Consider the following 26554-nt stretch of genomic DNA (forward strand, 5'->3'; position numbering starts at 1 on the left):
ATTATACCACATCCGCAAAAAATTTCCACCCTGTTTTCAGGGTTTTTTACAAGACGGCGCTGGCGTGACGGGTGACATGGCACCCGATGTTCACCGCGCAGGGCAGACCGGCGATGTGGGTTCCGTAGTGGAGGATGCACACCGACAGCGCGGTGGTGGTGCCGCCCAGACCCTGGGGACCGATGCCCAGGGCGTTGATGCGGGCCAGGGCCTTGGCCTCCAGATCGGCGTAGAAGGGGTCCTCATTGTGCTGGTCCACCGGGCGCAGGAGGGCCCGCTTGGCCAGCAGGGTGGCCATCTCGGAGGTGCCGCCCACGCCCACGCCCACCACGATGGGGGGACAGGGATTGCTCCCGGCGTTGGACACGGCCTCCACGATGAAGTCCACCACCGCCTCCGGGCCCACCGAGGGCTTGAGCATCCGCAGGGCGGTCATGTTCTCGCTGCCGAAGCCCTTGGGGGCCACGGTGATGGAGAGCCGGTCCCCCTCCACCAGCGTCAGGTGGATTATGGCGGGGGTATTGTTGTTGGTGTTCACCCGGCGCAGGGGGTCCCCCACCACCGAGCAGCGCAGGTGTCCCTCCACATAGCCCTGGGCCACCCCCGCGTTCACCGCGTCGGAGAGGAGGCCCCCGGTGATGTGGACCTCCTGCCCCAGCTCCACAAAGACCACGGCCATGCCGGTGTCCTGGCAGATGGGCAGCTCCCGGGCGTCGGCGAAGCGGAAGTTCTCCTCCAGGTCGCCCAGGATGGCCTTCCCTACCGGGGAGCGCTCGCTCCCCTCCGCCTTCACGATGGCCTCCTGCACGTCCACGGGCAGGTGGCAGTTGGCCTGGATGCACAGATCCCGCACGGTGCGGGTGATCTCCTCACAGCTGATGTCTCTCATAACGGCTCTCCCCTTTTTGTCTCTTGTTCTTATTTCACGGGCACGCCCTGGATGAACACGTGCTCCACCCGGCTCTTCCAGTCCAGCGGATGGGCGCTGGTGACCACCACGTCGGCGTCCTTGCCCGGGGTGAGGGTGCCCACCCGGTCCCCCACGCCCCCCAGCTCGGCGGCGTTGCGGGTGATGCAGGCCAGGGCCTCCTCCTCCGCCATGCCCGCCCGCACCGCCATGGCGGCGCACAGGGGCAGGTACTGCACCGGGGTCTCCGGGTGGTCGGTGCAGATGGCCACCTTGACCCCCGCCTTGGCCAGCAGCACCGGGTTCTCCAGGGTGTGGCCGGCCAGCTCCGGTTTGCAGCGGTCCCCCAGGCAGGGGCCGGTGATGACCCCCACCCCGGCCTCGGCCAGCAGATCGGCCACCTGATAGCCCTCGGTGCCGTGGACGATCACAAAGCGCAGGCCGAACTCCCGGGCGATGCGCACGGCGGTGGCGATGTCGTCGGCCCGGTGGGCGTGGAAGTGGGCGGGCAGGGTCCCGGTGACCACGGCCCCCAGGGCCTCCAGCTTCACGTCCAGGTCGGGCCCGTCCAGATCGGGGTCCAGGGCGGCCTTCTCCTGCTTGTCCCGGTACTCCAGGGCCTTGGAGAGGTTTTCCCGGATGATGGCGGCGGTGGCCATGCGGGTGACCGGGGTCTCCTTGCGCTCATTGTACACCGTCTTGGGGTTTTCGCCCAGAGCGAATTTCATGGCGGCCGGGGCCAGGACCACCGCCTCGTCCACCCAGCGTCCATTGGTCTTGATGGCGGCGAACTGCCCGGCGATGGGGTTGGCGCTGCCCGGGCCGGTGAGCACGGTGGTCACGCCCCCCGCACGGGCCTCCTCAAAGCAGCGGTCCAGCACATTGATGGCGTCGATGGCCCGCAGATGGGGGGTGCAGGGGTCGGTGGACTCGTTCCCGTCGTCGGCCTCAAAGCCCACGGCGTTGCCGAAGAGCCCCAGATGGCAGTGGGCGTCCACAAAGCCGGGGATAATGTGGCCCCCCGCGGCGTCCAGGTCTCCCTGCTCCACGGCGGGACAGACCTCCATGGGACCCACCTCCTGAAGGATACCCCCCTCCATGCGCACATAACCGTGGGGAATGACCGGTCCGTCCATGGGATGAACCACTCCGTTATAGATCAGCATTGGTGTTCGACCTCTTTCTACAAATGTTCCATTTGACATTTTCAGGAAATTGAGTTATCTTATACTTGCAGCTCGGCCAATTGGTCCGATCCCGCGTCTGGGCTTATCACGAGGGATAAGCTCACATTCCATTCTCTCTTATGTATGCTTTGGGCGCTCTCCGCAGGGAGAGCGCCCCCTTTTTTGCTCACGGCTGGAGGGTATACTGCTCCACCAGCGCCACGGTTATGGTACGGTACTCCCCGTCCCGGTAGAACTCCAGCTCCAGGGTGTCCCCCACGCCCAGCTCCTCCTTGACGGCGTTGAGGGCCTCGATGGTGGGGGTGGGCTGTCCGTTGGTCTTGAGGATGATGTCCCCCGCCCGCAGGCCCTTGGCCCAGGCGTCGGAGCGGGGCTCCACGCTCACCACATACAGGCCCTCCGGCCCGTCATATCCCTCCTCCACGTAGTAGTAGGAGGGGCCCGCCGTGATGCCGATGGTGGGGCGTCCCCCCACATGGCCCTGGGCGATGAGCTCGTCGGCAATGGCCTTGACGGTGGCCGAGGGGATGGCGAAGCCCAGGCCCTCGATGGTGTCGAAGTCGGACATCATCTTGAGGGTGGTCACCCCGATGACCTGTCCGTACCGGTTGACCAGGGCACCGCCGGAGTTGCCCGAGTTGAGGGCGGCGTCGGTCTGGATGAGCTCCATCTCATACCCGTCCACCGACATGGAGCGGTCCAGGAAGGAGATGATCCCCTCGGTCATGGTGCCCGGGAGCTGGGCCCCCAGGGGGTTGCCGATGGCATAGGCCCGCTCCCCCACCCGGAGGGTGTCGGAGACGCCGAACTCCGCGGGGGTGAAGTCGGTCGGACCCTCCACCTTGAGGACGGCCAGGTCGGTCTGGCTGTCGCTCCCCACCAGGAGGGCGTTGTAGTGGCTGGAGCCCTCCAGCGGGCTCACCGTCACCACGGAGGCACCGGCGATCACATGGTGGTTGGTGAGGATGTACCCGTCTTGGGAAAAGACGATCCCCGTCCCCTGGGAGACCCCGTCGGGGCGGGTGCTCTCAATGCTGACGATGGAGGGGGAATTTTTCGCATAGATCTCCTCGGCGCTCAGCTCGGCCCCGCCGGGGGCGGCGTGGAGGGTGAGGACGGTCCCGTCCCCCAGAGGGGCCCGCTCCACCGTGGTGGGGTACTCCGGCTCCTCCTCGGGCAGGGAGTAGACGTAATCGGGGGGATCGGCCGTGCCGCTCCAGGGGAGCAGGCCGTTCATCCCCAGGGCCAGGAGCGCCCCGCTCCCCCCCAGCAGCACCACCAGAAAGAGGCACAGCACCCATACGGCCCGCCGCCGGATCCGGTTGGGGCGCCGGGGGTATTTGGGTGGCCTGCGGGGCGGGAGGGGCGGCATCTCCCCATCCGCCGGGCGAAAACGGTAGCCCTCCTCCCCTCCGGCGGGGAGGGGAAGCTCCTCCCCGGCCAGGTCGGGCCGGTCAAAATAATAGTTGTGCATGCAACTCCTCCTGCACGGGGGTAAGAACCCCCTACGCCAGCGTCAGCGTGAAGGTGAACTCGGTCACGCCGTTCTCGCTGGTGACGGTGATATTTTCCTTGTGGTTGCCCAGAATGGTCTTGACGATGTACAGTCCCAGCCCCACGCCGTCCCGGTCCTCGCTGCGGGAGCGGTCGGTCTTGTGGAAGCGGTCGAAGAGCAGGGCCAGCTCCTCGGGGGGGATGGTCTCGCCGGTGTTGCGCACCGACACATAGGCCTTTCCGCCCTTGGCGGTCACGCTGATGCCCATGGTGGTGCCCTCGGTGGAAAACTTGATGGCGTTGTCCAGCAGGTTATAGCACACCTGGGTGATGGCGTCCGGGTCTCCCCAGACGGTGACCGGCCCGTCGGGGATGGCGGTGTCCACGTCCAGGTGGCGGGCGTTGATCTTGGTCTCCAGGCTCACCAGCACCCGCAGCATGACCTCGGAGACGTCGAACTGCTCCTGGGTGGTCACGTTCTCCTTGGACTGGAGGCGTGAGAGGTCCAGCATCCGCCGCACCAGCCGGGAGAGCCGCCGGGTCTCGGAGGAGATGGTCTTGAGGTACTCCTTCTCCCGCTCGGGGGGGATGGTGCCGTCCAGAATGCCGTCGGCGAACCCGGCGATGGTGGTCATGGGGGTCTTGAGCTCGTGGGAGACGTTGGCGATGAACTCGCTGCGCTTGGCCTCGGCCTTGGAGAGGGACTCGGCCATGGCGTTGAAGGCCTCGGCCAGCTCGCCCACCTCGTCCTTGCGGTTCTCATAGCCGGTGACCCGGGCGTCGAACTCGCCGTGGCCGAACTTCCGGGCCGCGTCGGCGATCTCCTTCATGGGCCGGGTCTGGTGGAGGGAGGTGACCGAGCTGCTGATGAAGGCGATGCACAGCACGCCCACCGAGGTGAAGAGGAAGATGGTGGCCACCGCCCGCCACAGCTCGGTGAGGCTGGAGGTGTTGGCCGCCACAAAGACCAGGTTGGTCTCATGGGTCTGCCCCAGGAAGTCGCTCTGGACCACCGCCCGGCCGGAGACATACCGCCGCTCGGGGAAGAGGCCGCCCATGGTGGTCATCCCCTGATAGCTGCCGTTCTGGGCGATCTCGCCGCACACGGAGGCGGGCACCGTGGGGGCGGCCAGGCCGCTGCGGATGGCCCCGTCGGAGTAGAGGAGCACCCGCCCGTCGGTGCGGCAGATGAGCACGTAGGCGTCCGAGATGCTGGCGATGGAGCCCACATAGGCCTTGTAGGACGCGTCGTACAGGCTGGCTCCGTTGGACTTCATGGCGCTGGTGAAGTCGGCGATGAAGTCCACGTTGCGCTCCAGGGCCTCCTGCTTCTCCCGCAGGGTATACTGGTACGTCAGGGTGATGAAGGCCGACCCCAGCAGGGTGAAGGAGATGAGGATGATGGCGGCCATCATGGAGAACTGGCGTCCGTAGATGCTCTTCATCCCGCGCTCACGACCTCAAACTTGTAGCCCACGCCCCACACGGTCTTGAGGCACCACTGGTCGCTGACCCCCTCCAGCTTTTCCCGCAGGCGCTTGATGTGCACGTCCACCGTGCGGGAGTCGCCGAAGTAGTCAAAGCCCCACACCTCGTCCAGCAGCTGGTTGCGGGTAAAGACACGGTTGGGGGCCGAGGCCAGGTGGTAGAGCAGCTCCAGCTCCTTGGGCGGGGTGTCCACCCGCTTGCCGTCCACCAGCAGCTCGTAGGAGTCCAGGTTGATGGTGAGCTTGTCGAAGGAGAGCTTCTTCTCCTCGCTGTTCTCCTCCGCGCCGAAGCGGCGCAGGACCGCGTGGATGCGGGCCAGGACCTCCTTCATCTCAAAGGGCTTGACGATGTAGTCGTCGGCCCCCATCTCCAGGCCGTTGACCTTGTCGTCGGTCTCGCCCTTGGCGGTGAGCATGATGACGGGGGTCTTGTCGCTCTCCCGGATCTTCTTGAGCACCGACCAGCCGTCCATGACGGGCAGCATGATGTCCAGCAGGACCAGCTCGGGATGGAAGGAGCGGAAGAGCTCCACCGCCTTCCCGCCGTCCCCCGCCACTGCGGTCTCAAACCCCTCTTTTTCCAGGTAGAGATGCAAAAGCTCGGCGATGTTGGTTTCGTCCTCTACGATCAGGACCTTTGTGGCCATATGGCATTCCTTCCTTTCCTGCGCGCCGGGAAATCTGTTTCATGGTCTCTATTGTACGCGCTTTTTCCACCGGATTGGGTGAATATTCTGTAAAACCTACTCCACGCAGGCCAATTTTGTCACTCCAGTGTGCGGTTGCGATCTTACCTGCAAGCGCCTCGCAGAGTTCCGCCGCCCGCAGGCGGCGGAATGAAGTGAGAGCGTGTTTTCCGGCGGCATGTACGTCGGAAAACACTCCCCTCAGGCCGCAAGCGTGCGCCCCAAAGGGGCGTGCGACGCAGCGGACTGCATTCCTCTCGAAAAAACGCGTTGCGTTTTTGAGAAGCGTGTCGAAGCATTTCGACACGCGCCCTACTCCACGTAGGCGTGGTCCACCTGGATGACGGCGTAGCAGTGGGGGTCGTGGGCCTGGATGCGCTGCTGAATGGCGGCGGCCAGGGCCTCGTCCTCCATAGAGAAATTGTGGGGGGCCACCACGTCGAAGATCAGGTTGGTGTGGTGGGGGCCCGCCGTCATGCGGAAGTCGTGGATGGTCAGGCGCTCGTCCAGCTCCTTCACCTGCTGGGCCACCCACAGCCTGGTGCGGTTGACCCCCTCGTCCTCGGTGGCGATGGGGTCCATGTGGGCCGAGGTCTCGATGCCGAACTTCTCCTTGAGCTCCCGCTCGATGTGGTCGATCACGTCGTGGGCCTCCATGATGTCGGCGTTCATGGGCACCTCCGCGTGGAAGGACATCATGGACCGCCCGGGGCCGTAGTCGTGGATGATGAGGTCGTGGATGCCCACCACCTCCGGGTGGGCCAGGATGGTCTGTTCGATCTCCCGCACCAGGTCCCGGTCGGGGGTCTGGCCCAGGAGGGGGTCGATGGTGTCCTTGGCGGCCTCCCACCCGGCCCGGAGGATGAAGAGGGCCACCAGCACGCCCACCCAGCCGTCGATGGACACGCCGGTCAGGGCGCCCACCACCGCGCCCAGCAGCACGGCGCTGGTGGCCACCACGTCGGAGAGGGAGTCCATGGCCGTGGCCGCCATGGCCGCCGAGCCGATGCGCCGGGAGAGGTTGCGGTTAAAGAAGCACATCCAGAGCTTCACGGCGATGGAGCACAGCAGGATGCCCGCCGACACGGCGGAGAAGACCACCGGCTCGGGGTGGAGGATCTTCTCGATGGAGGACTTGCCCAGCTCCACGCCCACCAGCAGAATGAGCATGGACACCAGCAGACCCGCCAGATACTCGATCCGCCCGTGGCCGAAGGGGTGGTCGTCGTCGGCCTTCTGCCCCGCCAGGCGGAAGCCCACCAGGGTCACCACCGAGGAGCCCGCGTCCGAGAGGTTGTTGAAGGCGTCGGCCGTGATGGAGATGGACCCGGTCAGCACCCCCGCGAAAAACTTTCCCGCCGAGAGCAGCAGGTTGAGAAAGATCCCAACGCCTCCTGAGAGCATCCCGTACCGCTCCCGCACCTGCGCATCCTGTACCTTCTCATAATCCCGGACAAACCGCCGGAGCAACTGTTCTGTCATGCCATTTCCACTCCAAGTCGTTCTTTATGTCAGCGTGTCGAAATGTTTCGACACGCTTCTCAAAAATGCAAGCATTTTTTCGAGGGGGAAGCAGGCCGCTGCATGCACTCGCTGACGCTCGCACACTTGCGGCCTGAGCAGAGTGTTTTCCGACGTACACGCCGCCGGAAAACACGATTTGATCCTCTTCCGCCGTCTACGGGACGGCGGAACTCTGCGAGGCTCTTGCAGCGCAAAGCACAGAAATACACGTTATCGTCAGCCTGTTTGTGTTTCTTTTGCTTGCTTAATGTATCATTATAGCACAGAGGATGTGTTCCCGTCCATGTTTTCCCATCCGGCCGGGCAGAAAAAGGCCGCGGACACCGTAGTGCCTGCGGCCTTCGTGGTAGGTTACTCGCCGGTATCCAGGGTATAGAAGTCCTCCGGACGGCTCCCCTTGTCAAAGATGTTGCAGTACTCCAGGATGCGGTACTCGGCCAGGCTCTCCCGGGCGTAGTCGGGCAGCTCCTCCCAGTGCTCCTCGGCCGTCCAGTCGCCGTCCCGGTCCAGGTAGCCCACCGGGTTGATGACGGGCAAGTCCTCCCACAGGGAGAGGAGGAAGTCCTGATACCCGGTGGTGGGCAGGCCCGCCGTCTCCATCAGCAGGGCCGAGAGGTAGTTGAGGGAGAGGGTCACGTCCTGCTGCTCCGGGATGTCGTAATTGGCCCAGATCACGAAGGGGACGATCTGCTTTTTCTCCGCCGTGTCGGTGTCCAGGGCCTCCACCTCGCCGCCCAGGGCCTCGGTGTAGAAGTTGGTGGCCACCTGGGGCTGGTGGTCGCCGAACATGCAGATCATGGTGGGCTCCTCCACCTGGGAGAAGTAGTCGATCAGGTACTCAAAGGCCTGGTCGCTCTGATAGACCAGGTTGAGGTACTGGTCCACCGTGCGGAAGCGGCCCTCATATGCTCCGGTGAGGTGGACCTCCTCCGGGAGGTTGGTCCACTCGCCGGTGTAGGCGCTGTGGTTCTGCATGGTCACGTTGAAGAGGAAGAGGGGCTGCCCCTCCTCCTTGGCCTCATAGCGGGCGATGAGGTTTTCGTAATTGGCCCGGTCGGAGAGGTATTCCCGGATGATGTCGCTCTCGTCGTAGTCGAAGTCCTCCAGGAAATACTGCTCGTCAAAGCCGTAGTCGTTGTAGACGGCCACCCGGTTCCAGCCGGAGGAGTAGTAGGGGTGCATGGCCACCGTGGCATACCCCAGGGACTCCATCTGCCCGGCCAGGGAGGGATCCCCCTGCCCCACGTACATGTGGTAGGGCACCGTGCCCGCGGGCAGGAAGGTGACGGTGTTGCCGGTGAGGAACTCATACTCCGAGTTGGCGGTGGTCCCGCCGAACACGGAGGAGAAGGCCCAGCCCTTCACCGTGTTCTCCTCCAGGCTGTGGAGGAAGGGCATGGGGTCCTGATTGGTCTCCACCCCCGGGATGACGCTCAGATCGGAGAGGGACTCGTTCATCACCACGATCAGGTTTACCGGGCGGGTAATCCCGTCGGTCGAGGCGCTCACGGCGGCTTCCTCCGAGGGGTGCTCCTCCGCCAGAGTGGTGAGGGCGTCCCTGCCGTACCCGTCGGGGGCCTTCACCCGGCTGTACCGGAGGCACAGGCTGAAATTCAGGGCCAGCCCATTGCCCCGGGTGGTCCACATGGAGGGGGAGATCCCCGCGTCCGAGACCGCGTTGGTGCAGAAAAAGAAGTAGAGGAAGGCCCCGGACCCGGCCAGCGTGGGCAGGAAGAGCTTCCAGGAGAACCGCTGCCGCTCCGCCGGGGCGGGCAGCAGGGAGAGCACGCCGATGAAGAGGGCCACGCACAGTCCGGTCAGCACCATCATGAGGTCCGGGGTGTAGTTGTAGTTGCCCGCCACATTCAGCGCCGTGCGGATGGTGACGATGTCCCCCGGGAAGAGGGTGCGCCCCCGGAAGGCAATGGCATAGCGGTTGACGATCCCGATGGCCCAGGCCACGAGCATGGCCACCTTGGTGGCCCGGTCCCGGCGGCCCAGGACAAAGTAGAAAAAGAAGGCCCCCAGATAGTACCACACCAGGTTGAGGGCCACCTGAAGGGGGGTAAAGCTCCCCCAGGGCTGATTATAGTTGAGAACCTCCACCAGGCTGTACGAGACAAGAGGTCCCACCGCAAAGGCCAGCCGGGAGAGCCAGGCCGCCCGGGACGGCTCCAGGGCCAGCTTCGGCCAGCGGGGACGCGCCTTCCGGCCGGTATGACGTTTCGGTTTTGTGGGCATGTTCATCCGTTCTTCCACTCGGCTCCTCTCGAATTTGATTTTTTCTGTATCATACTCCCTCAAAAGCGGGATGTGCAAGGGGATTTTGCACGGATCGGCCATCCTTCATAAAATCTTCACAATTCCCGGAGGCGCAGGGGCGGCCCCTCCAGATGGACCACGCGGTCGGCCAGGGCCAGAACCCCCTCCTCGTGGCTGGAGAGGAGCACCGGCTTCCCCAGCGCCCGGATGCGCTCCAGGATGCGCTCGGCGCGCTCCTTGTCCACGCCGGTGAAGGGCTCGTCCAGCAGGTACACCCCGCCCTCGCAGGCCAGGGCCCGGGCCAGGGCCAGCCGCCGCCGCATCCCGCCCGAGAGGACCTGGATGGGCCGGTCCTCCTCCCCCTCCAGCTCCACCAGGGAGAGGAACTTCCCCACCTCCTGCCGCCGCGCCCGGGGGAGCACGTCGGCGATCTGCTCGCCGGTCCTGCGCCAGGGAAAGAGCCGGTCCTCCTGGAAGAGGAGCACCGCCTCCCCCGGCAGGGTGAAGGTCCCCCCGGCGGGCCGCTCCAGCCCGGCCAGGGTGCGCAGCAAGGTGGTCTTGCCGCAGCCCGACGGCCCGGCCAGGGCGGTGATGCCCTCCCCGGGGAGGGTGAGGGAGAAGGAATCCAGCACCCGCTTCTCCCCAAAGGACACGGTGAGCTCATGAATCCGCAGCACGGCTCCCCCTCCTCTCCAGGCGGCCCAGGAGGGCCCCCAGCACGCCCTCCAGGGCGAAGCTCAGGGCCAGCACCACCGCCGTCCACGCAAAGAGGGCGGGGGTCTCCAGATAGATCTTGGAATAGTACACCTGGGTGCCGATGGCCAGCCGGGGCACGCACAGCACCTCGGCGGCCACCCCGGACTTCCAGGCCAGTCCCAGGGCGGTGTGGCAGCCGCTGGCAAAGTAGGGCAGCACCGAGGGAATGTAGACCAGGCGCACCCGCTTCCACCGGCCAAAGCGGTAGGCCCGGGCGGCCTCCAGCAGCAGGGGGTCGGTCTGGGCGATGCCCTGGCACACGTTCCCCCACACCACCGGCAGCACCATCAGGGCGGACACCACCACCGGCACCTGCCCGGTGGGGGCCCACAGGATGACCAGCAGGATAAAGGAGGCCACCGGCGTGGCCCGGATGACCCGCACCGCCGGGGCCAGGAGGAGCTCCGCCCAGCCCCAGGCGCTGGTGCACACGGCCAGGAGGGTCCCCAGGCACACCCCCGCCAGCAGTCCCCCAAAGATCCGCCCCAGACTGGCGAGGGCGGTCTGCCAGAAGACCTGCGTGCCCATCAGCTCCAGCAGGGTGCGCCCCACCAGGAGGGGGGATGGCAGGAAGAGGGCGGTGCTCTCCAGCTCCTCGGCCCACAGGAGATACCACACGGCCCCCTGCCAGAGCAGCAGCCAGAACAGCGCCGGCAGGAGCACCCGCCTGGCCAGACGGCGCAGCTTCATCCCTCTCCCTCCCTTCTTCACAGTACAAACAAGAGATAGTATACCGACCCCCCGGGGGAAAGGCAAGCATTTTATCCTCTTTCCCCCCTGGAACAAAACGGGCGCCCCGGGGACCGCCTGGTCCGCCGGGGCGCCTCAGAGTTTGGGTTTGCTGTCTGGTCTGTGCTCAGCCGCAAACGCCTCGCAGAGTTCCGCCGTCCGCAGACGGCGGAACAGGGTGTAATCGTTTTTTCAAGGACATGCGCCTTGAAAAAACACTTCTCAGACCGCAAGTGTGCGAGCGTATGCGAGTGCATGCGGCGGTCTGCATCCTTCTCTCAAAAACGCCTGCGTTTTTGAGAAGCCGAAGGCTGTCAGGGGATATAGAAGAATCCGTCGTCCGGGATACCGCCGCCGATGGAGGCGGGGTCGGCCTGGAAGAGCACCTCATAGTAGGAGTTGATGTCCAGCATGTCCGACCCGGTGATGCACACCAGGTTGGCCTGGGGAATGGCCGCCTTGGCAATGGGGAGCTTGGGCACGATGCCCGCGTCCACCACCATCTGGGCCGCCTCGTCGCTCCCTTCGGCAATGAAGGCGATGGACTCGGCGTACTCGGTCAGGAAATCCTCCACCGCCTGGGGATGCTCCTCGATGAAGTCCTTCCGGGCCACCACGCAGCCCATGGTGAAGGTGCCGCCTGCGCCGCTCTCCTCCCAGGCGTCATTGAAGTCCAGCGCCAGACGCACGTCGGGATTCTGCATGGTCACCGCCGTGGCCGCCGGGACGGGGAGCATGGCCAGCTCTGCCTCGCCGGAGGCCATCAGGGTCTGCACCTCCTCGGAGGTTTTCCACACGATGTTCACATCGCTCTCAGGGTCCAGGCCGTTCTGCTCCAGGAGATAGCGCAGCACGTACTCCGGGTTGGCCCCCTGTCCGGTGGCGTAGATGGTCTTCCCCGCCAGGTCGGCCATGGAGTGCACCGTATCCCCGTTCTCCAGGATGTAGAGCACGCCCAGGGTGTTGAGGGCCAGCATCTGGATGTTCCCCGTCTTCTGGTAGAGGTTGGCCGCCACGTTGGTGGGCAGGGCGGCGATGTCCACCTCGCCCTTCCCCAGCTTGGCGGTCAGGTCGGTAGGCTGGGAGGCCACCTCCACCTGGTAGTCATTGCGGGTCTCCCCCGCCAGATGATCCGAAATCAGCTTGGCCGCGCCCATGCCGGTGGGGCCGTTGAGCATGGCCAGTCTTACCTCCGTGCGCTCGCTCTCCTGGGTGGGCGCCGGGGTGGCGCTGTTCTCAGGCGCGGGCGTGGCGGTGGGAGCGGGCTCTCCCCCGCCGCATCCCGCCAGCAGGGTCATGCTCAGGGCCAGGCTCAGGGCCAGGGCCGTCCATCGCTTGCTCTTCATGGTATCATCACGTTCCTTTCCAGTTCCTCGCCCTTCCCGCAGAAGGGCTCAGCGTGTCGAACCCGTTCGACACGCTTCTCAAAAATGCAGGCATTTTTTCGAGGGGGATCCAGGCCGCTGCGCGCATGGCCCGAAGGGCCACACACTTGCGGCCTGAGCAGTGTGTTTTCCGACGTACATGCCGCCGGAAAACACGATTCCACGCTCTTCCGCCGTCTGCGGACGGCGGAACTCTGCGAGGCTCTCCCGGCTCAAATCCCAGAAATACCTCTTACAGATCCGCCTGCGCCCTTCCCTCCGAAGGGCTCTTTGCACTCTACTCCCTTTTTCTCCCGCTGTCAAGCCGCTTTGCCCCCGTTCCGGGACGGGAGGGGCATCCATGGCATACCATGGTATAGGCTCACAGAAAGGAGGCTATCCTAATGGTCAGACCCCCCGTTCCCGAAGTGGAAGCCGCCCCCTCCGGCGGCGCGCCCCCCGCGCCCGACCCGGTGGACCTGCGCATCCTGGAGACCCTGCTGGAGGAGAAGCTGCTCCTCCTGGAGCTCCTGGAGGCCGTCCAGGCCCTGACCACCGCCATTTTGTCCCGTTTGACCCGGACCTGATGCCCCGCCGGAGAGAAAACTTTCGCTTTTTCCCAACTTCCGCTTGCCGAATGTGCCGGGATTCGCTATACTATCCTCTGTCGATTGTTGACATAACGATTCACTCCGAGAGAAAGGGGCCGATCGCTCCCATGGGAAAGCGCGTCCAAAAATACCAGCCCTCCCGCCTGTTTCTGCTGGGCAGGCTCTTATACCGTCTCCTGGTGGTCCTCTCCGTCCTGGTGGTCCTGCTCTTCTGCGCCTATCAGCTCCTGCGGCAGAAGCCCGGCCAGGCCTCCGGTCCGGCTCCCAGCGCCGTTCTCCCCTCCGCCCAGCCCAGCGGGGAGCTCACCCCCACCGGCTTAGAGCGGAAAAAGGACACCTGGACCTTCCTGCTGGCCGCCAGCGACCAGGCCAGCGGCAACGCCGACACCATCATGGTGGGCATGTACGACACGGTGAACCAGAAGGCCGGTCTGGTCTCCATCCCCCGGGACACCATCTACCACGGCACCCGGCCCGACGGAGGACACTACTATAAAATCAACTCCACCTACGCCTACTACGGGGCCAAGGGGATGCAGGAGGCGGTCTCCGAGCTGCTGGGCATCCCGGTGGACCACTATGTGACCATCGACCTGGCCGGGTTTGAGGCCATCGTAAACGCCGTGGACGGGGTAGACTTTGAAATCCCGGTGCCCATGAGCTACGACGACCCCACCCAGGACCTGCACATCCACTTCCAGCCGGGCATGACCCATCTGGACGGGCAGGAGGCCATGGAGGTCTGCCGCTTCCGGCACAACAACTTCAACGAGGCCCAGGTGGCCTACACCGATGTGGACCGCACCCGCACCCAGCAGGAGATCCTCACCCTGATCGCGAAAAAGGTCCTCTCCCAGCCCCAGAAGGTGGGCGAGTATGTGGAGATCTTCTCCGAATACATCGACACCGACCTCTCCCTGGGGGAGATGCTCTGGTTTGTGGAGCCCGCCCTGGGCTTTGACCTGGCCAATCTCTCCACCGCCACCCTCCCCGGCGACGGCACCGTCACCTACAAGGGCTGGACCTACTGCTACCAGCTGGAGCAGGAGGAATCCCTCGCCATCATCAACGAGATGATCAACCCCTACACCACCCCCGTCACCCTGGACATGGTGAACATGCCGCAAACATAAGAAATCATACAGAAGGGCTGCCGCAGACCATGCGGCAGCCCCTTTTTTCTAAATAAGCTGCGTTTGACAAAAGCCTCGCAGAGTTCCGCCGCCCGCAGGCGGCGGAACGAATTGAGATCGTTTTTTCCGGCGGCGTGTACGTCGGAAAAAACTCTTCTCAGGCCGCAAGTGTGCGAGCCGGGAACCCAAACGAAGCCCAGCGAAGCGGGTTTGTTTGGGAGAGGAGGGGCAAGGGAGCGGAGTGAGCCCTGGCCGCCAGGCCGGGGTGAACGGTACGGACTTTGACCCGACGAAGTGCGCGCAGCGGCCTGTGTCCCTCTCGAAAAAATGCCTGCATTTTTGAGACTTACTGGAGCAGATCGGGGCCGGGCAGGTCCATCTCCCGCTTCCGGGCGGCGGAGTAGGCCAGCTTTTCGGCCAGCTTCCCGCTGTCCCCGGAGGCCAGGGCCTCCCGGTATGCCCCCAGGTTCTCCATCAGCCGGTCCAGCACCGTGAGGAGGGCGGGCCGGTTCAGGGAGAAGAGCTCGGTCCACAGCCCCACGTCCAGGGCGGCCACCCGGGTGCAGCCCCGGAAGGAGGAGCCCTCAAACCCCCGGCAGGCAAAGAGCATGGGGTCGTCGCACACGCTCACGGCGATGATGTGCATGACCTGGCTGGTGTAGGCGATCATGGCGTCGTGCTCCTCGGGAGTGGTCTTGTACACGTCCCGGCAGCCGATGTACGCCCCCAGGCGCTCCATGAGGGCCACGTGCTCGGGGGTGCTGCTCTCCCGGGGGGTGAGGATGAGGTGGCTCCCCTGGAACATCTCGGCAAAGGCGTGCTCGATGCCCGAGAACTCGGTGCCCGCCATGGGGTGGCAGCCGATGAAGTCCACTCCCTCGGGCAGCACCCCCGCCCCCTCCATGACGGCGCTCTTCACACCGCACACGTCGGTGACCAGGCACCCCTGCTTGAACCGCGCCCGGTGCTCCTCCAGAAAGCGGAGGATGCCCCGGGGGTGGAGGGCCAGCACCACCACGTCGGCCCCGGGGAGGACGGCGGCGGCGTCCTCGGTCACCCGGTCTCCCACGCCGTGCTCGGCGGCAAAGCGCAGGGTGGGCTGGGACACGTCCACGCCCACGATCTCATAGCCCTCAAAGCCCTTGAGGGCCAGGGCCAGGGAGCCTCCGATGAGGCCCAGGCCCACGACGACGATGCGTTTTCTCTCCCCTTCGGCCATGGCTCACACCTCCCGGCCCACGCAGGGGGCCACAGCGGCCAGCTTCCCCATCACATCGGTGAACTGGTCGGGGGTGAGGGACTGGGCCCCGTCGCACAGGGCGTTCTTGGGGTCGTTGTGGACCTCGATGATGAGTCCGTCGGCTCCGGCGGCCACCGCCGCCATGGCCATGCGCTCCACCATCCAGGCCTTGCCGCAGGCGTGGGAGGGGTCCACCACCACCGGCAGGTGGGATAGGCTCTTCACGGCCAGCACGGCGGAGAGGTCCAGGGTGTTGCGGGTAAAGGTCTCAAAGGTGCGGATGCCCCGCTCGCAGAGGATGACCTTCTGGTTGCCCCCGGCCATGATGTACTCGGCCGACATGAGCCACTCCTCGATGGTGGCCGAGAGGCCCCGCTTGAGGAGGATGGGCTTGGTGGTGCGCTTGCCCAGCTTTTTCAGCAGGTCGAAGTTCTGCATGTTCCGGGCGCCTACCTGGATCACGTCCACGCACTCCTCAAAGAGCTCCACGTACTCGGTGCCCATGATCTCGGTGACGATGGGCAGGCCGGTGGCCTCCTTGGCCTTCTGGAGGAGGTTCAGGCCCTCGCACTCCAGCCCCTGGAAGGAGTAGGGGGAGGTCCGGGGCTTGAAGGCCCCGCCCCGCAGGGCGCAGGCTCCGCTCTCCCGGACGGCCTGGGCCACGGCGGTGATCTGCGCCTCGCTCTCCACCGAGCAGGGCCCGGCGATGACGGCCAGCTTCTTCCCGCCGATCAGCGCCCCGCCGCCCAGGTCGATGACGCTGTCGTCCGGGTGGAACTTGCGGTTGGCCTTCTTGTAGGGCTCGGTGACCCGCATGACCTTCTCCACGCCGGGCAGCTGCTCCAGCAGCTCCTGGTCGATGCCCGCGGCGTTGCCCTCGGCCCCCAGCACGGTGGTCTCGGAGCCCTTGGAGATGTTGACCTGCACGCCCCCCGCCTTCATGGCCTGGATGGCCTCCTGGAGCTGCTCGGGGGTGAAGTTGGGTTTCATGATAACGACCATAAAAACGTCCTTCCTTTCTCTGGATAAAAAACCGCGGCCGCCCCACTGGGCTGCCGCGGTTTCAAGTTCCTTCTCTCCCCCGCGTTCCGGTGCGGGGGGACGGGACTTCCATGCTGACAGGCCGGTTATGGGCAGGCAAAGGGACCGCTCATAAAATAGCGGTAATAGCCGTATCCATAACCGTACATCCGGCGCATGGCAAGATCCCTCCTGGTTTGATTCTGCTCAAACTTTAGCACTTTTCGCCATTAAAGTCAAGCCCCAATTTTCGATTATTTCCGGGGCTCCTGGAACACGCCGGTGGAGAGGTAGCGCTCCCCGGTGTCGGGCAGGACGACGACGATCTTCTTGCCCTGGTACTCCGGCCGGCGGGAGAGCGCCTGCGCCGCGGCGGCCGCCGCGCCCGAGGAGATGCCCACCAAAAGGCCCTCCTTCCGGGCCAGGGCGCGCACCATGGCCATGGCGTCCTCCCCCTTGACGGTGAGGACCTCGTCCACCACGCCGGTGTCCAGCACGCCGGGGACAAAACCCGCGCCGATGCCCTGGATCTTGTGGGGACCGGCCTTTCCGCCCGACAGGACGGGGGACTCGGCGGGCTCCACCGCCACCACCTTCACGGCGGGATTCTTCTCCTTCAGGTAGCGGCCCGCGCCGGTGATGGTGCCGCCGGAGCCCACCCCGGCCACCAGGACCTCCACGGTGCCGTCGGTGTCGGCCCAGATCTCGGGACCGGTGGTCTCATAGTGGGCCCGGGCATTGGCCGGGTTGTTGAACTGGTCGGGCATCCAGGCGCCGGGGATCTCCTCCAGCAGCTCCTTGGCCCGGGCGATGGCGCCCCCCATTCCCTTGGCCCCCTCGGTGAGGACCAGCTCGGCTCCCAGGGCGGAGAGCAGGCTGCGCCGCTCCTGGCTCATGGTCTCGGGCATGGTGAGGATCACCCGGTAGCCACGCACCGCGGCCACGTAGCTCAGGCCCACGCCGGTGTTGCCGCTGGTGGGCTCCACAATGACGCCCCCCGGCTGGAGCAGGCCCTTCTCCTCCGCGTCCCGGATCATATACCAGGCCGCCCGGTCCTTGGCGGACGAGAGCGGATTGAAGCACTCCAGCTTGGCCAGGATACCGCAGCCGGGGGCCACGCGCTCCAGGCGCAGCAGCGGGGTTGCGCCGATCAGATCGGTCAGCTGTTGGGCGATGTTCATAAGAAGGACCTCCTCGGTTGAAAGTTGGGTCCAGTATACCATCATTTCCCTAGTATTTCAATAGGTATTTCAAGTAATTTTTTCCCAATACAAAAACCCCGGCAGCAGAGCAAATGCTCCGCTGCCGGGGTGAAGGGTCAATGCCTGTATGTCTGAGCTTTAAAACACGGGGACCACCGCGCCGCCGTAGGTCTCCTCCATGAAGGTCTTGACCTCGTCGCTGCACAGGGCCTGGGCCAGCGCCTGGATGGCGGGAGAGTTCTCGTTGCCCTCCTTGACGGCCAGCACGTTCACATAGGCGGTGGCGGCCTCGCCGTCGGCGGCCTCCACGGCCAGGGCGTCGGCCACCTTCAGGCCCGCGTCAATGGCGTAGTTGCCGTTGATGACGGCCAGGTCCACGTCGGCCAGACGGCTGGGCAGCTGGCTGGCCTCCAGCTCCACGATCTCCAGGTTCTTGGGGTTCTCGGCGATGTCGGCCTTGGTGGCGGTGAGGCCGGCGTCCTCCTTCAGGGTGATGAGCCCCTCCTGCTCCAGCAGCAGCAGGGCGCGGCCCTCGTTGGTGGCGTCGTTGGGCACGGCGATCTGGGCTCCGTCGGCCAGGGCGTCCAGAGAGTCGGTCTTGCCGGCGTACAGGCCGAAGGGCTCATAGTGGACCTCGGCCGCGCTCACCAGATGGGTGCCGTCGCTCTCGTTGAAGTCGTTCATGTAGGTGATGTGCTGGAAGTAGTTGGCGTCCAGCTCCCCGCTCTCCACGGCGGTGTTGGGGACGATGTAGTCGTTGAACTCCACGATCTCCAGGGTGACGCCCTGCTCGGCCAGGATGTCCTTCACCACCTCCAGGATCTCAGCGTGGGGGGCGGGAGAGGCGCCCACCTTGATGGTGGTGCCCTCCAGGGAGGAGGAGGCAGCGGGGGCGGGATCTCCGGAGGGGGCGGCAGAGCCGGCGGGCTGGGAGGAAGTGCCGGAGCAGCCGGCGAGCAGGCCCAGGGTGAGGGCACCGGCCAGGAACACAGAGGCAGTCTTTTTCATGGTTTCATTCTCCTTTTCTGATATGGAATGTGAGCTGCAACCCAAATCAGGGCACAAAAAAACGCCCTTGAATTCAATTCAAGGACGAGAGCTTTCCGCTTCGTGGTACCACCTTGCTTCACCTCTGCCTCACGGCAGAAGCCTTATGGAGTACAGTCATACTCCTGCGCGCTGACGGGCGCACCCGTCGCAGCCTGTGCACCGTCCGGTACAGTCAGCTACGCCGCTCCGAGACCATCTTCACCAAAGCCTTCCGTACCCGTTCCCACCATGCCGGGCTCTCTGTGCCGTATCTCTCTGGCTACTCTTCTCTTCCTCGCGTTTGAGGGGCGTTATTCAGTTCCGCTTGGGTTGCACTTAGTATAGACCCTTGCCCCCATTCCGTCAAGTGGACAGATCAGACAAAAGGTCAGGGTGTGCTCCCGTCTTCTTTGCACACCCTGACCATATGGTTCTCTTATTGGAGACCGGCCTTCTCGGTCTTCTGTGTCTTTCTCTGCTTCTTCCGGTCCTGGCCGCGCACCCGCTTGTCCATGCGCACGGCGGCCCGGGTACCCACCGACTGGAAGATCTGCACCAGGATGACCAGCACCACCACGGAGACCCACAGGATGATGGTCATGCGGCGCTGATAGCCCAGGTTGAGGGCCATGGCGCCCAGTCCGCCGCCGCCGATGGCGCCCGCCATGGCGCCGTAGCTGAGGATGGTGATGAAGGCGGTGGTAAAGCCGGAGATGAGGGAGGGCCGGCTCTCGGGCAGGATCACCTTGGTGATGATCTGGAAGGGCGAGCAGCCCATGGACTCGGCCGCCTCAATGACGCCGCCGTCCACCTCCCGCAGGGAGGACTCCACCAGCCGGGCCACAAAGGGGAAGGCGGCCACGACCAGGGGCACGATGGTGGCCACGGTGCCGATGGAGGTGCCCAGGATGAGCCGGGACAGGGGGATGACCACCACCATCAGGATGAGGAAGGGCACCGAGCGCAGGATGTTGATGACAAAGTTGAGCACCGTCATCACGGGTCTGGGCAGGGGACGCACGCCCCCCGGCTCTCCCACCACGGCGATGACGCCCAGGGGCAGGCCGATGAGGTAGGCGAAGAAGGTGGAGATCACGGTCAGATACATGGTCTCCCAGATGGCGAAGAGGAGCCCGTCCTTGCTCAGCTCCAGCAGGCGGACCACCTCGGGATTTTGCAGCAGATCAGCCATGGTAATCACGCACCTCCTCCATGGTCACATAGGGCTGGCCCTTGATGTAGGCGATGGCCTTGGCGGCCTCGGCCTCGTTCTCGGGCAGGCCGATGAGCATGGTGCCGAAGGCCTGTCCGTTGATGTTCTTGGTGTCGGCGCCCAGGATGTTGACCTTCACGCCGCAGTCGATGGCCAGGGAGGCGATGAGGGGCTCGTAGGAGGAGCCGCCGTTGAAGGCGATGCGCACCACCCGGGCGGTCTTGACCGGGTCCAGAATGACCCCGTCGGGGTAGACCAGCTTCCGGCCGGCCTCGGTCTTGGGGTTGGAGAAGACCTCCTCCACCGTGCCGGTCTCCATGACCTTTCCGTGGTCCAGAATGGCCACGTGGGAGCAGATCTCCTCCACCACCGCCATCTCATGGGTGATGACGATGACCGTGATGCCCAGGCGCTTGTTGATGTCCTGGATCAGGCGCAGGATGCTCCGGGTGGTGGTGGGGTCCAGGGCGGAGGTGGCCTCGTCGCACAGGAGCACCTTGGGGTCGCTGGCCAGAGCACGGGCGATGGCGATGCGCTGCTTCTGTCCGCCGGAGAGCTGCACCGGGTAGGCGTCGGCCTTGTCAGGCAGGCCCACCAGCTCCAGAAGCTCCATGGCCCGCTTCTTGGCCTGGGCGGCGGGCACCCCCGCGATCTCCATGGGGAAGCAGATGTTGCTCAGGCAGGTGCGCTGCATGAGCAGGTTGAACTGCTGAAAAATCATGCTGATGCTCCGCCGCTTCTGCCGCAGGGCCTTGGGGGAAAGGGCGGTCATGTCCTCCCCGTCGATGAGCACATTGCCCTCGGTGGGGCGCTCCAGCAGGTTGATGCACCGCACCAGGGTGGACTTGCCCGCGCCGCTCATGCCGATGATGCCGTAGATGGCCCCGTCGCGGATGGTGATATCCACGTGGTCCAGCGCGGTGAAGGTCCCCTCCTCGGTGGGAAAGATCTTGGTCAGTCCTTTTAATTCGATCACGCTGTGATTCTCCTTTGTAAACCGTCTCAAAGGGATCGCTGGACCGGTCCAACGACCGGTCATACGGAGTTTATTGTATGACAGATCCCCCTCCCTGTCAAGGCGCGGGGGCTATCCCCCAAAACACACCCGCACCGCCCAGGCCGCGGCGGTAAATCCGGCCAGGTCGGCACACAGGGCGGCCGGGACGGCGTACCGGGTCTTGACGATCCCCGCCGCGCCGAAATACACCGCGATGGTATAGAAGGTGGTCTCGGTGGACCCCAGCATGACGGCGGCGGTGCGCCCGATGGTGGAGTCCGGCCCATAGGTGGAGATGAGCTCCGCCCCCACTCCCAGGGCGGCCGAGCCGCTCACCGGGCGGATGAGGAGCAGTCCCACCGTCTCGGGCGGGATGCCCAACCAGCCCAGCACCGGGGCCAGGGCCTGGGCGGCCAGTTCCAGCGCACCCGAGGCCCGCAGCATGTAGACCGCCGTCAGAAGGGCCACCAGCGCCGGGACGATCTTGATGAGCACGCCCAGTCCCTCGGCCGCGCCGGTGATCAGAGCGTCGTAGACGTCCACCTTCCGCACCAGGCCCCACAGGGCCACCCCCAGCAGGAGGAAGGGCACCAGCATGGTCAGCGCCAGTTCCATCCGACTCGCCCCCTTTGGAGCCGTCCGGCCCCCTCCTCCGCCGGCCAGAGCCGCCCCATCACCTTGGCCGCCAGGATGCCCACCGTCACCGAGAGGGCCGAAGCCAGCCACACGGCGGGCAGGATGTCAAAGGGGGCGGCGCACCCGGCCGCAGCGCGCACGCTGGCCACCGTGGTAGGGATGAGCTGGATGGAGGCCGTGTTGCACACCACCAGCATGCACAGGGAGTCGGAGGCCACTCCCGGGGTGCGCCGGCTCATCCGGCGGGCGGCCTGGATGCCCAGGGGGGTGGCCGCGTTGCCCAGTCCCAGCAGATTGGCCGAGACATTGGCCGAGATGCTGTCCATCACCTCCCGGTCCCGGGCAAAGTCCGGATAGAGCCGCTTGAGGAGCGGACGCAGCAGCCGGGAGAGCCCCTGCGACAGCCCCGAACGGCGCATGACCTCCATCACGCCCATCCACAGGCAGAGTACGCCCGCCATGGATAGACATAATTCGACCGCCGCCGCCGCGCCCTCCATGGCGGCCGCCGCCACCTGGGGCCCCCGCCCGGTGAGAAGCCCGCAAAAAACCGCGCATCCGACCATCCCCGACCAGATAACCGACATTCCCATATATTTCTCTTCTTTCCATTTAAAAATATTTGTACTACTATATGCGGGGAAAGCCGGAAAATATGCCTTATTTTTTAAACGTTTGGTTCAAAATATGGACTTTTTTATACTACATTTTTTAAAATACAATTTATTCCAATTTTGCGACATTAGTCGAAACTTTACGATTGAAATTTCCAAAATGGAATTGACATAGCAATACAAAGTGTTATAATAATGTCAGTTTCTAGATAAAGATAGGAAAACATGGAAGCCGCAAGAAAGGACGTATCGCTATGAAATCTACCGGCATTGTCAGAAAGGTCGATGAACTCGGCCGAATCGTACTTCCCATCGAGCTCCGTCGTACTCTGGATATCGCCGAAAAGGACTCTTTGGAGATCTATGTAGATGGAGCCTCCATCGTCCTGAAAAAGTACCAGCCCGCCTGTATTTTCTGCGATGATGCCAAGGATGTCATCAACTTCCGCGGCAAGAACATCTGCCCCAATTGCCTCAAGGAACTCCAGAATAAATAAAGAACCCAACGAAAAACCCCGGCCGTTCCCATGGAACCGCCGGGGCTTTTTGCGCCTCTCCGCCCCGGAGCCGTCCGGTGCGGAGAGGCGTTTATACGTTCTGTATAAATTTGTATGCAATTGGCAGGGTACCTTCACACCCTGTTTTCCCAGAAAATTACTTTCACAGTTTACTCAGTCAGAAAGAGATTTTCCAGTTTTTCCGACCGCCCGGTCGTAGAGCTCATTGCGGGAAAGGCCCAGCTCCTTGGCCGCCTGCCGCACCGCGTCCCGCAGGGAATGCCCCGCATCCCGCAGGTGTGCCACCCGCTCCAGGCCCTGTTCCAGGGTGGGGATGTCCTCTTCCTGTGCACAGGCCCCCTCCAAAACCAGCACGAACTCCCCCTTGGGCGGGTTGTCCCGGTACCACTCCAGGGCCTCCCCCACGGTGGTGCGCCGGACCTCCTCATGGAGCTTGGTCAGCTCCCGGCACAGGCTCAGCCGCCGCTCCCCGCCGAAGTAGGTCTGGAAGTCCTCCAGGGTGGAGAGGAGCTTGTGGGGGGCCTCATAGAAGATCATGGTGCGCATTTCCCCCCGCAGGGACTCCAAATGAGCCCGCCGGTTCTTCTTGTTCATGGCCAAAAAGCCCTCGAAGGTAAAGCGTCCCGTGGGCAGGCCGGACACCGACAGGGCGGTCACCAGGGCGCAGGGACCGGGGATGGCCACCACCTCCACCCCGTTGGCGGCGCACAGGGCCACCAGCTCCTCGCCCGGGTCGCTCACCGCCGGGGTGCCCGCGTCGGTGACCAGGGCGCAGCTCTCCCCGGCCAGCAGCCGCTGGAGCACCGCCTGGCCCCCGGCCTCGGTGTTGTGGCGGTAATAGCTCACCATGGGCTTGCGGATGCCCAGATGGTTGAGGAGCTTGATGGATACCCGGGTATCCTCGGCGGCGATGAAGTCCACCTCTTCCAGCGTGTCCGCCATGCGCCGGGAGATATCCCCCAGGTTGCCGATGGGGGTGGGGACTAAGTATAAAATTCCAGCCATATGCACTTCTCCATTCCCATGTATCATTCGCCTCCCCGGTGCAGCAGGCGCGCCGGGAGGATCTCCAGCCCTGTTTTCGCCCCCTTGACCCCCTCGGCCAGTACCGCGGAGGGCGGGTGGGCGGCGTCGTGCTGGATGAGGCGCAGGCGCTTGGGCTCCAGCCCCGCCCGGCGCAGCTCGGTTAGCACCTCCACCAGGCGCTCGGGCCGGTGGACCAGGGCGAACCGGCCCCGGGGGCGCAGGAGCGCCGCCGCCGCGCGGCACAGCTCCGGGAGGGTGCAGTGCTCCTCCATCCGCTCCCCTCCCCCGCTCTTCCCGCTTCCCAGGGCAAAGTAGGGGGGATTGGAGATCACCAGGTCCCAGCTCCCCGTGGGGAAGCCGCTCTCCCGCAGGTCCCCGGCGCGGATCTCCCCCGCCAGGCCGTTGCGCGCCAGATTGGCCCGGGCGGCCCGGGCGGCCGCCTCCTCCAACTCCACCCCGGCCAGGGTCAGCCCATCGGCCCGGGCGGAGAGCAGCAGCAGGAGCACCCCGCCCCCGCAGCCCAGATCGCACACCCGCCACCCGGGCTTCACTGTGGCAAACTCCCCCAGCTCCAGGCTGTCCCGGCCCAGGGGAAAACACGCGGGGTCCCGGTCATAGCGGTAGGGCCCCAGCTGCTCCATGCGCTCACGCTCTTCCACGCAGCACCTCCGCGAGATGCTTCATCACCCGGCCGGTGATGCCCCAGATGGCCCGGCCCTCCCAGGTGTAGATGGGCACCTCCACCCGGGCCCCCTTCCAGTCATAGCCCTGGGGAAAGCCGATCTGTGCATAGGGGAAGTCCTCCCCCACCTGGGGCACCAGGGGGTAGGAGGGGCACAGGGGCTCCTCCTCCAGAAAATAGGAGAGCGGCACCAGAAAGGTCTCGGCCACCTCGGTCGCCTGGGGCCGCAGGCGGGCCAGCCAGGCGGGGTCGATCCGGCCCAGAATCGGGTGCATCAGAAAACCGCTCTGGTGGAGGACCTTGTCCAGGGGAACCAGGACCTCGATCCCCTCCACGGGGATGCCCAGCTCCTCCCAGGTCTCCCGCAGGGCGCAGGTCTCGGGCTCCTCCCCCGGCTCCATCCGCCCGCCCGGGAAGCAGACCTCCCCCGGCTGGCGGCGCAGGGTGGCCGCCCGTACCTCAAAGAGGACCTGGAGTCCCTCCGGAGTCTCCACCAGCGGGACCAGCACCGCATACTCCCCGGTCACGTCCTGAAACCCGGCGCGCCGGGGGGCCATCCGGGATCGGATCTCTTCCAGGGTCATGGCTCCTCCGCCAGGGCGGCGATGCGCCGGTTGAGGGCCTCGTAGAACCGTCCCACGTGGATGCCGTCCACCATCCGGTGGTTCAGGTCCAGAGCCAGGGAGAGGCGCAGCCGTCCGTCGTGCTGCTTCTCATACCGGCCCCAGGCCACCCGGGGGATGCAGTCGCTGGGGTCGAACCGGCGGTCGTGGGTGACCGAGGTCATGGGGAGCCAGGGCTCACTGCTGAACTCGATGCGCTGGTCGCTGTCCCAGGGTCCCTCATGGTCCACAAAGGAGGTCTGGGCGTAGCTTTTCTCCCGGGCGGCCTGGCAGAAGGCGGCCATGTCATCTCCGGCCTCCAGGTCGGTGATGTGGAAGAGCTCCTCCCCCGGACGCATGTCGGTGAAGCTGGGGACCTGGTGGTCGTGGAGGATGATGGTGCCGTTGCGATCCCGGTAGCGGAAGTTCTCCACCTCATCCATGGACTTGGTCACCAGGAAGATGAGGGAGTAGTAAAAGGACAGGCCGTGCCGCTTGGTGTAGGCCTTCAGCTCGGTGACGTCCACCGGGAAGCTCATGGCGTAGAAGGGCCACTCCTCGCCCTGATAGTGCTCATAAATCTCCCGCCGGGGCCAGTGTTCCAGATCAATGATCTTCATGCTTGGTTTCCTCCTTCGTGGGTCTGACTCTCGTAGAGGCGCAGCCAGCCGCCCTTCAGGGCGTACTGGGGGATGCCCTGTTCCAGGCGCAGGGTGCCGGGGGGCGCTTCCGCCCCGCCGGGGATGACCTCGCCCCGCACCACGGTCAGGGTCTCCTCCCCCAGGCGCAGGAAGCTCCCGTACCCGGCGAAGGCCCGGACGATGCGGTCCACCCGCTCCAGGCTGTCCCAGGGGGTGAAGGTCATCTCCTCCTCCGTGGGCTCCTTCCAGTACTCTCCCTCTCCCTGGGGCACGGCCTTCTCCCACAGCTGGTCAAAGGACTGTACCACCTGGGCGGCCAGCCGGGGGGCCAGGGCGCGGATGGTCTCGGTCATGGTCTCCAGGGTGTCCTGCCCGGTGACGGGAAAGGGTTCCTGGAGCAGGATGTCCCCGGTGTCCAGCCCGGCGGCCACCTTGTGGATGGTCACGCCGCTCTCGTGCAGCCCCCGCAGGATGGTGCAGGGCATGGGCCAGGGGCCCCGCCCCAGGGGGAGCAGGGCCGGGTGGACATTGGCGCAGCGCAGAGGCGTGTCCACCGGGATGCGGTAGATATACCCGGCGGAGAAGAGGGCCTCACAGCCCGCCTCCCAGAGGGCGTTCAGGTCGGCGGAGGTCACCCGGGCGTCGGTCCAGGGGATGCCCCGGGCCTCGGCAAAGCCGGTGACCTGGCGGTTGAATTCGTAGACGTTGTCGGTGGGGTAGGTGAACACCCGCATGACCTCACACCCGGCCGCCTCCAGGGCTTCCAGGCAGGGATAGAGCAGGTCAAACCCCGCATAGGCAATTTTCATGGGTTCCTCCCGTTTCGGATACAAGAAACCGCGTCCATTCGGACGCGGCCAGCGTGTCGAACACGTTCGACACGCTTCTCAAAAATACAGGCATTTTTTCGAGGGGATGCAGGCCGCTGCGCGCACTCGCTAACGCTCGCACACTTGCAGCCTGAGAGGTGTGTTTTCCGACGTACACGCCGCCG

General features: G+C 65.0%; 26 protein-coding genes and 1 other annotated feature. Of the genes, 3 read left to right on the forward strand and 23 right to left on the reverse strand.

Annotation, left to right across the window (positions count from 1 at the left end; genetic code table 11):
* Positions 1 to 46 precede the first annotated feature (46 nt).
* The 10 genes from GPK94_RS10690 to GPK94_RS10735 all read right to left on the reverse strand — a co-directional run bounded on the left by GPK94_RS10690 (position 47) and on the right by GPK94_RS10735 (position 12378).
* Positions 47 to 889 (reverse strand): fumarate hydratase, encoded by an 843-nt coding sequence (locus tag GPK94_RS10690; RefSeq protein WP_101693648.1) that lies wholly within the window; start codon positions 887 to 889, stop codon positions 47 to 49.
* 29 nt (positions 890 to 918) lie between these two features.
* Complete coding sequence (locus tag GPK94_RS10695; protein WP_193536316.1) at positions 919 to 2073, reverse strand: amidohydrolase; 1155 nt, start codon at positions 2071 to 2073, stop codon at positions 919 to 921.
* 187 nt (positions 2074 to 2260) lie between these two features.
* Positions 2261 to 3568 carry a S1C family serine protease gene (locus tag GPK94_RS10700; protein WP_186962877.1) on the reverse strand — a complete coding sequence of 436 codons (1308 nt, stop codon included), beginning with the start codon at positions 3566 to 3568 and terminating at the stop codon, positions 2261 to 2263.
* A 31-nt stretch (positions 3569 to 3599) separates the two neighbouring features.
* Positions 3600 to 5033: a HAMP domain-containing sensor histidine kinase gene (locus GPK94_RS10705; RefSeq protein WP_215655769.1), complete on the reverse strand. Its 1434-nt coding sequence runs from the start codon at positions 5031 to 5033 to the stop codon at positions 3600 to 3602.
* Entirely contained in the window at positions 5030 to 5722 is a 693-nt protein-coding gene (locus tag GPK94_RS10710) for a response regulator transcription factor (protein WP_101693652.1), read from the reverse strand. The genes GPK94_RS10705 and GPK94_RS10710 overlap by 4 nt, the downstream gene beginning before the upstream one ends.
* A 351-nt stretch (positions 5723 to 6073) precedes the next feature.
* Positions 6074 to 7243 (reverse strand): cation diffusion facilitator family transporter, encoded by a 1170-nt coding sequence (locus tag GPK94_RS10715; protein WP_186962878.1) that lies wholly within the window; start codon positions 7241 to 7243, stop codon positions 6074 to 6076.
* 393 nt (positions 7244 to 7636) lie between these two features.
* Positions 7637 to 9544, reverse strand: coding sequence for an LTA synthase family protein (locus tag GPK94_RS10720; protein WP_346728020.1), 1908 nt, complete (start codon positions 9542 to 9544; stop codon positions 7637 to 7639).
* A gap of 98 nt (positions 9545 to 9642) precedes the next feature.
* On the reverse strand, positions 9643 to 10224 hold the full coding sequence (locus tag GPK94_RS10725) for an ATP-binding cassette domain-containing protein (protein WP_215655770.1): 582 nt from the start codon (positions 10222 to 10224) through the stop codon (positions 9643 to 9645).
* Positions 10208 to 10993 (reverse strand): ABC transporter permease subunit, encoded by a 786-nt coding sequence (locus GPK94_RS10730; protein ID WP_101693655.1) that lies wholly within the window; start codon positions 10991 to 10993, stop codon positions 10208 to 10210. Before GPK94_RS10730 ends, GPK94_RS10725 begins: the two co-directional genes overlap by 17 nt.
* 353 nt (positions 10994 to 11346) lie before the next feature.
* Complete coding sequence (locus GPK94_RS10735) at positions 11347 to 12378, reverse strand: MqnA/MqnD/SBP family protein (RefSeq protein WP_215655771.1); 1032 nt, start codon at positions 12376 to 12378, stop codon at positions 11347 to 11349.
* Between the two features lie 422 nt (positions 12379 to 12800).
* Between GPK94_RS10735 and GPK94_RS10740 the strand changes: the two genes are divergently transcribed.
* Both GPK94_RS10740 and GPK94_RS10745 read left to right on the forward strand, forming a co-directional pair.
* Positions 12801 to 12983: a hypothetical protein gene (locus GPK94_RS10740; protein ID WP_186962880.1), complete on the forward strand. Its 183-nt coding sequence runs from the start codon at positions 12801 to 12803 to the stop codon at positions 12981 to 12983.
* A 131-nt stretch (positions 12984 to 13114) separates the two neighbouring features.
* Positions 13115 to 14140 (forward strand): LCP family protein, encoded by a 1026-nt coding sequence (locus GPK94_RS10745; protein WP_193536306.1) that lies wholly within the window; start codon positions 13115 to 13117, stop codon positions 14138 to 14140.
* A 346-nt stretch (positions 14141 to 14486) separates the two neighbouring features.
* Here the strand turns inward: GPK94_RS10745 and GPK94_RS10750 are convergent, their stop codons facing one another.
* The 8 genes from GPK94_RS10750 to GPK94_RS10785 form a co-directional block, all read right to left on the reverse strand.
* On the reverse strand, positions 14487 to 15359 hold the full coding sequence (locus tag GPK94_RS10750) for a prephenate dehydrogenase (RefSeq protein WP_101693658.1): 873 nt from the start codon (positions 15357 to 15359) through the stop codon (positions 14487 to 14489).
* A 3-nt stretch (positions 15360 to 15362) separates the two neighbouring features.
* On the reverse strand, positions 15363 to 16382 hold the full coding sequence (gene aroF, locus GPK94_RS10755; protein ID WP_101693659.1) for a 3-deoxy-7-phosphoheptulonate synthase: 1020 nt from the start codon (positions 16380 to 16382) through the stop codon (positions 15363 to 15365).
* A gap of 272 nt (positions 16383 to 16654) precedes the next feature.
* Positions 16655 to 17581 (reverse strand): cysteine synthase A, encoded by a 927-nt coding sequence (cysK, locus tag GPK94_RS10760; RefSeq protein ID WP_215655772.1) that lies wholly within the window; start codon positions 17579 to 17581, stop codon positions 16655 to 16657.
* 159 nt (positions 17582 to 17740) lie between these two features.
* On the reverse strand, positions 17741 to 18610 hold the full coding sequence (locus GPK94_RS10765) for a MetQ/NlpA family ABC transporter substrate-binding protein (RefSeq protein WP_101693661.1): 870 nt from the start codon (positions 18608 to 18610) through the stop codon (positions 17741 to 17743).
* A gap of 77 nt (positions 18611 to 18687) precedes the next feature.
* Positions 18688 to 18936: a binding site (T-box leader), on the reverse strand.
* A gap of 131 nt (positions 18937 to 19067) precedes the next feature.
* Positions 19068 to 19739 (reverse strand): methionine ABC transporter permease, encoded by a 672-nt coding sequence (locus GPK94_RS10770; RefSeq protein WP_252192613.1) that lies wholly within the window; start codon positions 19737 to 19739, stop codon positions 19068 to 19070.
* A 76-nt stretch (positions 19740 to 19815) separates the two neighbouring features.
* Positions 19816 to 20820, reverse strand: a complete 1005-nt coding sequence (locus GPK94_RS10775; RefSeq protein ID WP_101693663.1) for an ATP-binding cassette domain-containing protein — start codon at positions 20818 to 20820, stop codon at positions 19816 to 19818.
* A gap of 111 nt (positions 20821 to 20931) precedes the next feature.
* Entirely contained in the window at positions 20932 to 21456 is a 525-nt protein-coding gene (locus GPK94_RS10780; RefSeq protein ID WP_101693664.1) for a nucleoside recognition domain-containing protein, read from the reverse strand.
* Complete coding sequence (locus GPK94_RS10785) at positions 21441 to 22070, reverse strand: spore maturation protein A (RefSeq protein ID WP_215655773.1); 630 nt, start codon at positions 22068 to 22070, stop codon at positions 21441 to 21443. The genes GPK94_RS10780 and GPK94_RS10785 overlap by 16 nt, the downstream gene beginning before the upstream one ends.
* Positions 22071 to 22345: 275 nt before the next feature.
* Here GPK94_RS10785 and GPK94_RS10790 point away from each other — a divergent pair, with 275 nt between their 5' ends.
* The gene (locus tag GPK94_RS10790) at positions 22346 to 22588 is read left to right on the forward strand and encodes an AbrB/MazE/SpoVT family DNA-binding domain-containing protein (RefSeq protein ID WP_101693666.1); all 243 of its coding nucleotides are present in this window, start codon (positions 22346 to 22348) and stop codon (positions 22586 to 22588) included.
* A 174-nt stretch (positions 22589 to 22762) separates the two neighbouring features.
* Here GPK94_RS10790 and rsmI read toward each other — a convergent pair whose 3' ends face one another.
* From rsmI to GPK94_RS10815, 5 genes are read right to left on the reverse strand one after another with little or no spacing between them, the layout of a single operon-like run.
* The gene (gene rsmI / locus GPK94_RS10795) at positions 22763 to 23614 is read right to left on the reverse strand and encodes a 16S rRNA (cytidine(1402)-2'-O)-methyltransferase (protein ID WP_215655774.1); all 852 of its coding nucleotides are present in this window, start codon (positions 23612 to 23614) and stop codon (positions 22763 to 22765) included.
* Positions 23615 to 23637: 23 nt separating this feature from the next.
* Positions 23638 to 24294, reverse strand: coding sequence for a methyltransferase (locus GPK94_RS10800; RefSeq protein ID WP_346728021.1), 657 nt, complete (start codon positions 24292 to 24294; stop codon positions 23638 to 23640).
* A complete protein-coding gene (locus GPK94_RS10805; RefSeq protein ID WP_215655775.1) occupies positions 24281 to 24901 on the reverse strand; it encodes a CoA pyrophosphatase in 621 nt (206 codons plus the stop codon). The genes GPK94_RS10800 and GPK94_RS10805 overlap by 14 nt, the downstream gene beginning before the upstream one ends.
* Positions 24898 to 25539 (reverse strand): CatA-like O-acetyltransferase, encoded by a 642-nt coding sequence (locus GPK94_RS10810; protein WP_101693669.1) that lies wholly within the window; start codon positions 25537 to 25539, stop codon positions 24898 to 24900. The genes GPK94_RS10805 and GPK94_RS10810 overlap by 4 nt, the downstream gene beginning before the upstream one ends.
* A complete protein-coding gene (locus tag GPK94_RS10815; RefSeq protein ID WP_215655776.1) occupies positions 25536 to 26369 on the reverse strand; it encodes a formyltransferase family protein in 834 nt (277 codons plus the stop codon). The genes GPK94_RS10810 and GPK94_RS10815 overlap by 4 nt, the downstream gene beginning before the upstream one ends.
* Between the last annotated feature and the right edge of the window lie 185 nt (positions 26370 to 26554).

This window comes from Pseudoflavonifractor sp. MCC625 (assembly GCF_018784545.1).
Lineage (GTDB): Bacteria > Bacillota > Clostridia > Oscillospirales > Oscillospiraceae > Pseudoflavonifractor_A > Pseudoflavonifractor_A gallinarum.

Bases quoted from the DNA above. Each gene is read 5' to 3' on its own strand.
- GPK94_RS10690 (WP_101693648.1), bottom strand. From the start codon at position 889: ATGAGAGACATCAGCTGTGAGGAGATCACCCGCACCGTGCGGGATCTG.
- GPK94_RS10695 (WP_193536316.1), bottom strand. From the start codon at position 2,073: ATGCTGATCTATAACGGAGTGGTTCATCCCATGGACGGACCGGTCATT.
- GPK94_RS10700 (WP_186962877.1), bottom strand. From the start codon at position 3,568: ATGCACAACTATTATTTTGACCGGCCCGACCTGGCCGGGGAGGAGCTT.
- GPK94_RS10705 (WP_215655769.1), bottom strand. From the start codon at position 5,033: ATGAAGAGCATCTACGGACGCCAGTTCTCCATGATGGCCGCCATCATC.
- GPK94_RS10710 (WP_101693652.1), bottom strand. From the start codon at position 5,722: ATGGCCACAAAGGTCCTGATCGTAGAGGACGAAACCAACATCGCCGAG.
- GPK94_RS10715 (WP_186962878.1), bottom strand. From the start codon at position 7,243: ATGACAGAACAGTTGCTCCGGCGGTTTGTCCGGGATTATGAGAAGGTA.
- GPK94_RS10730 (WP_101693655.1), bottom strand. From the start codon at position 10,993: ATGAAGCTGCGCCGTCTGGCCAGGCGGGTGCTCCTGCCGGCGCTGTTC.
- GPK94_RS10735 (WP_215655771.1), bottom strand. From the start codon at position 12,378: ATGAAGAGCAAGCGATGGACGGCCCTGGCCCTGAGCCTGGCCCTGAGC.
- GPK94_RS10740 (WP_186962880.1), top strand. From the start codon at position 12,801: ATGGTCAGACCCCCCGTTCCCGAAGTGGAAGCCGCCCCCTCCGGCGGC.
- GPK94_RS10745 (WP_193536306.1), top strand. From the start codon at position 13,115: ATGGGAAAGCGCGTCCAAAAATACCAGCCCTCCCGCCTGTTTCTGCTG.
- GPK94_RS10750 (WP_101693658.1), bottom strand. From the start codon at position 15,359: ATGGCCGAAGGGGAGAGAAAACGCATCGTCGTCGTGGGCCTGGGCCTC.
- aroF (WP_101693659.1), bottom strand. From the start codon at position 16,382: ATGGTCGTTATCATGAAACCCAACTTCACCCCCGAGCAGCTCCAGGAG.
- cysK (WP_215655772.1), bottom strand. From the start codon at position 17,581: ATGAACATCGCCCAACAGCTGACCGATCTGATCGGCGCAACCCCGCTG.
- GPK94_RS10765 (WP_101693661.1), bottom strand. From the start codon at position 18,610: ATGAAAAAGACTGCCTCTGTGTTCCTGGCCGGTGCCCTCACCCTGGGC.
- GPK94_RS10770 (WP_252192613.1), bottom strand. From the start codon at position 19,739: ATGTATCTGACCGTGATCTCCACCTTCTTCGCCTACCTCATCGGCCTG.
- GPK94_RS10780 (WP_101693664.1), bottom strand. From the start codon at position 21,456: ATGGAACTGGCGCTGACCATGCTGGTGCCCTTCCTCCTGCTGGGGGTG.
- GPK94_RS10785 (WP_215655773.1), bottom strand. From the start codon at position 22,070: ATGGGAATGTCGGTTATCTGGTCGGGGATGGTCGGATGCGCGGTTTTT.
- GPK94_RS10790 (WP_101693666.1), top strand. From the start codon at position 22,346: ATGAAATCTACCGGCATTGTCAGAAAGGTCGATGAACTCGGCCGAATC.
- rsmI (WP_215655774.1), bottom strand. From the start codon at position 23,614: ATGGCTGGAATTTTATACTTAGTCCCCACCCCCATCGGCAACCTGGGG.
- GPK94_RS10805 (WP_215655775.1), bottom strand. From the start codon at position 24,901: ATGACCCTGGAAGAGATCCGATCCCGGATGGCCCCCCGGCGCGCCGGG.
- GPK94_RS10810 (WP_101693669.1), bottom strand. From the start codon at position 25,539: ATGAAGATCATTGATCTGGAACACTGGCCCCGGCGGGAGATTTATGAG.
- GPK94_RS10815 (WP_215655776.1), bottom strand. From the start codon at position 26,369: ATGAAAATTGCCTATGCGGGGTTTGACCTGCTCTATCCCTGCCTGGAA.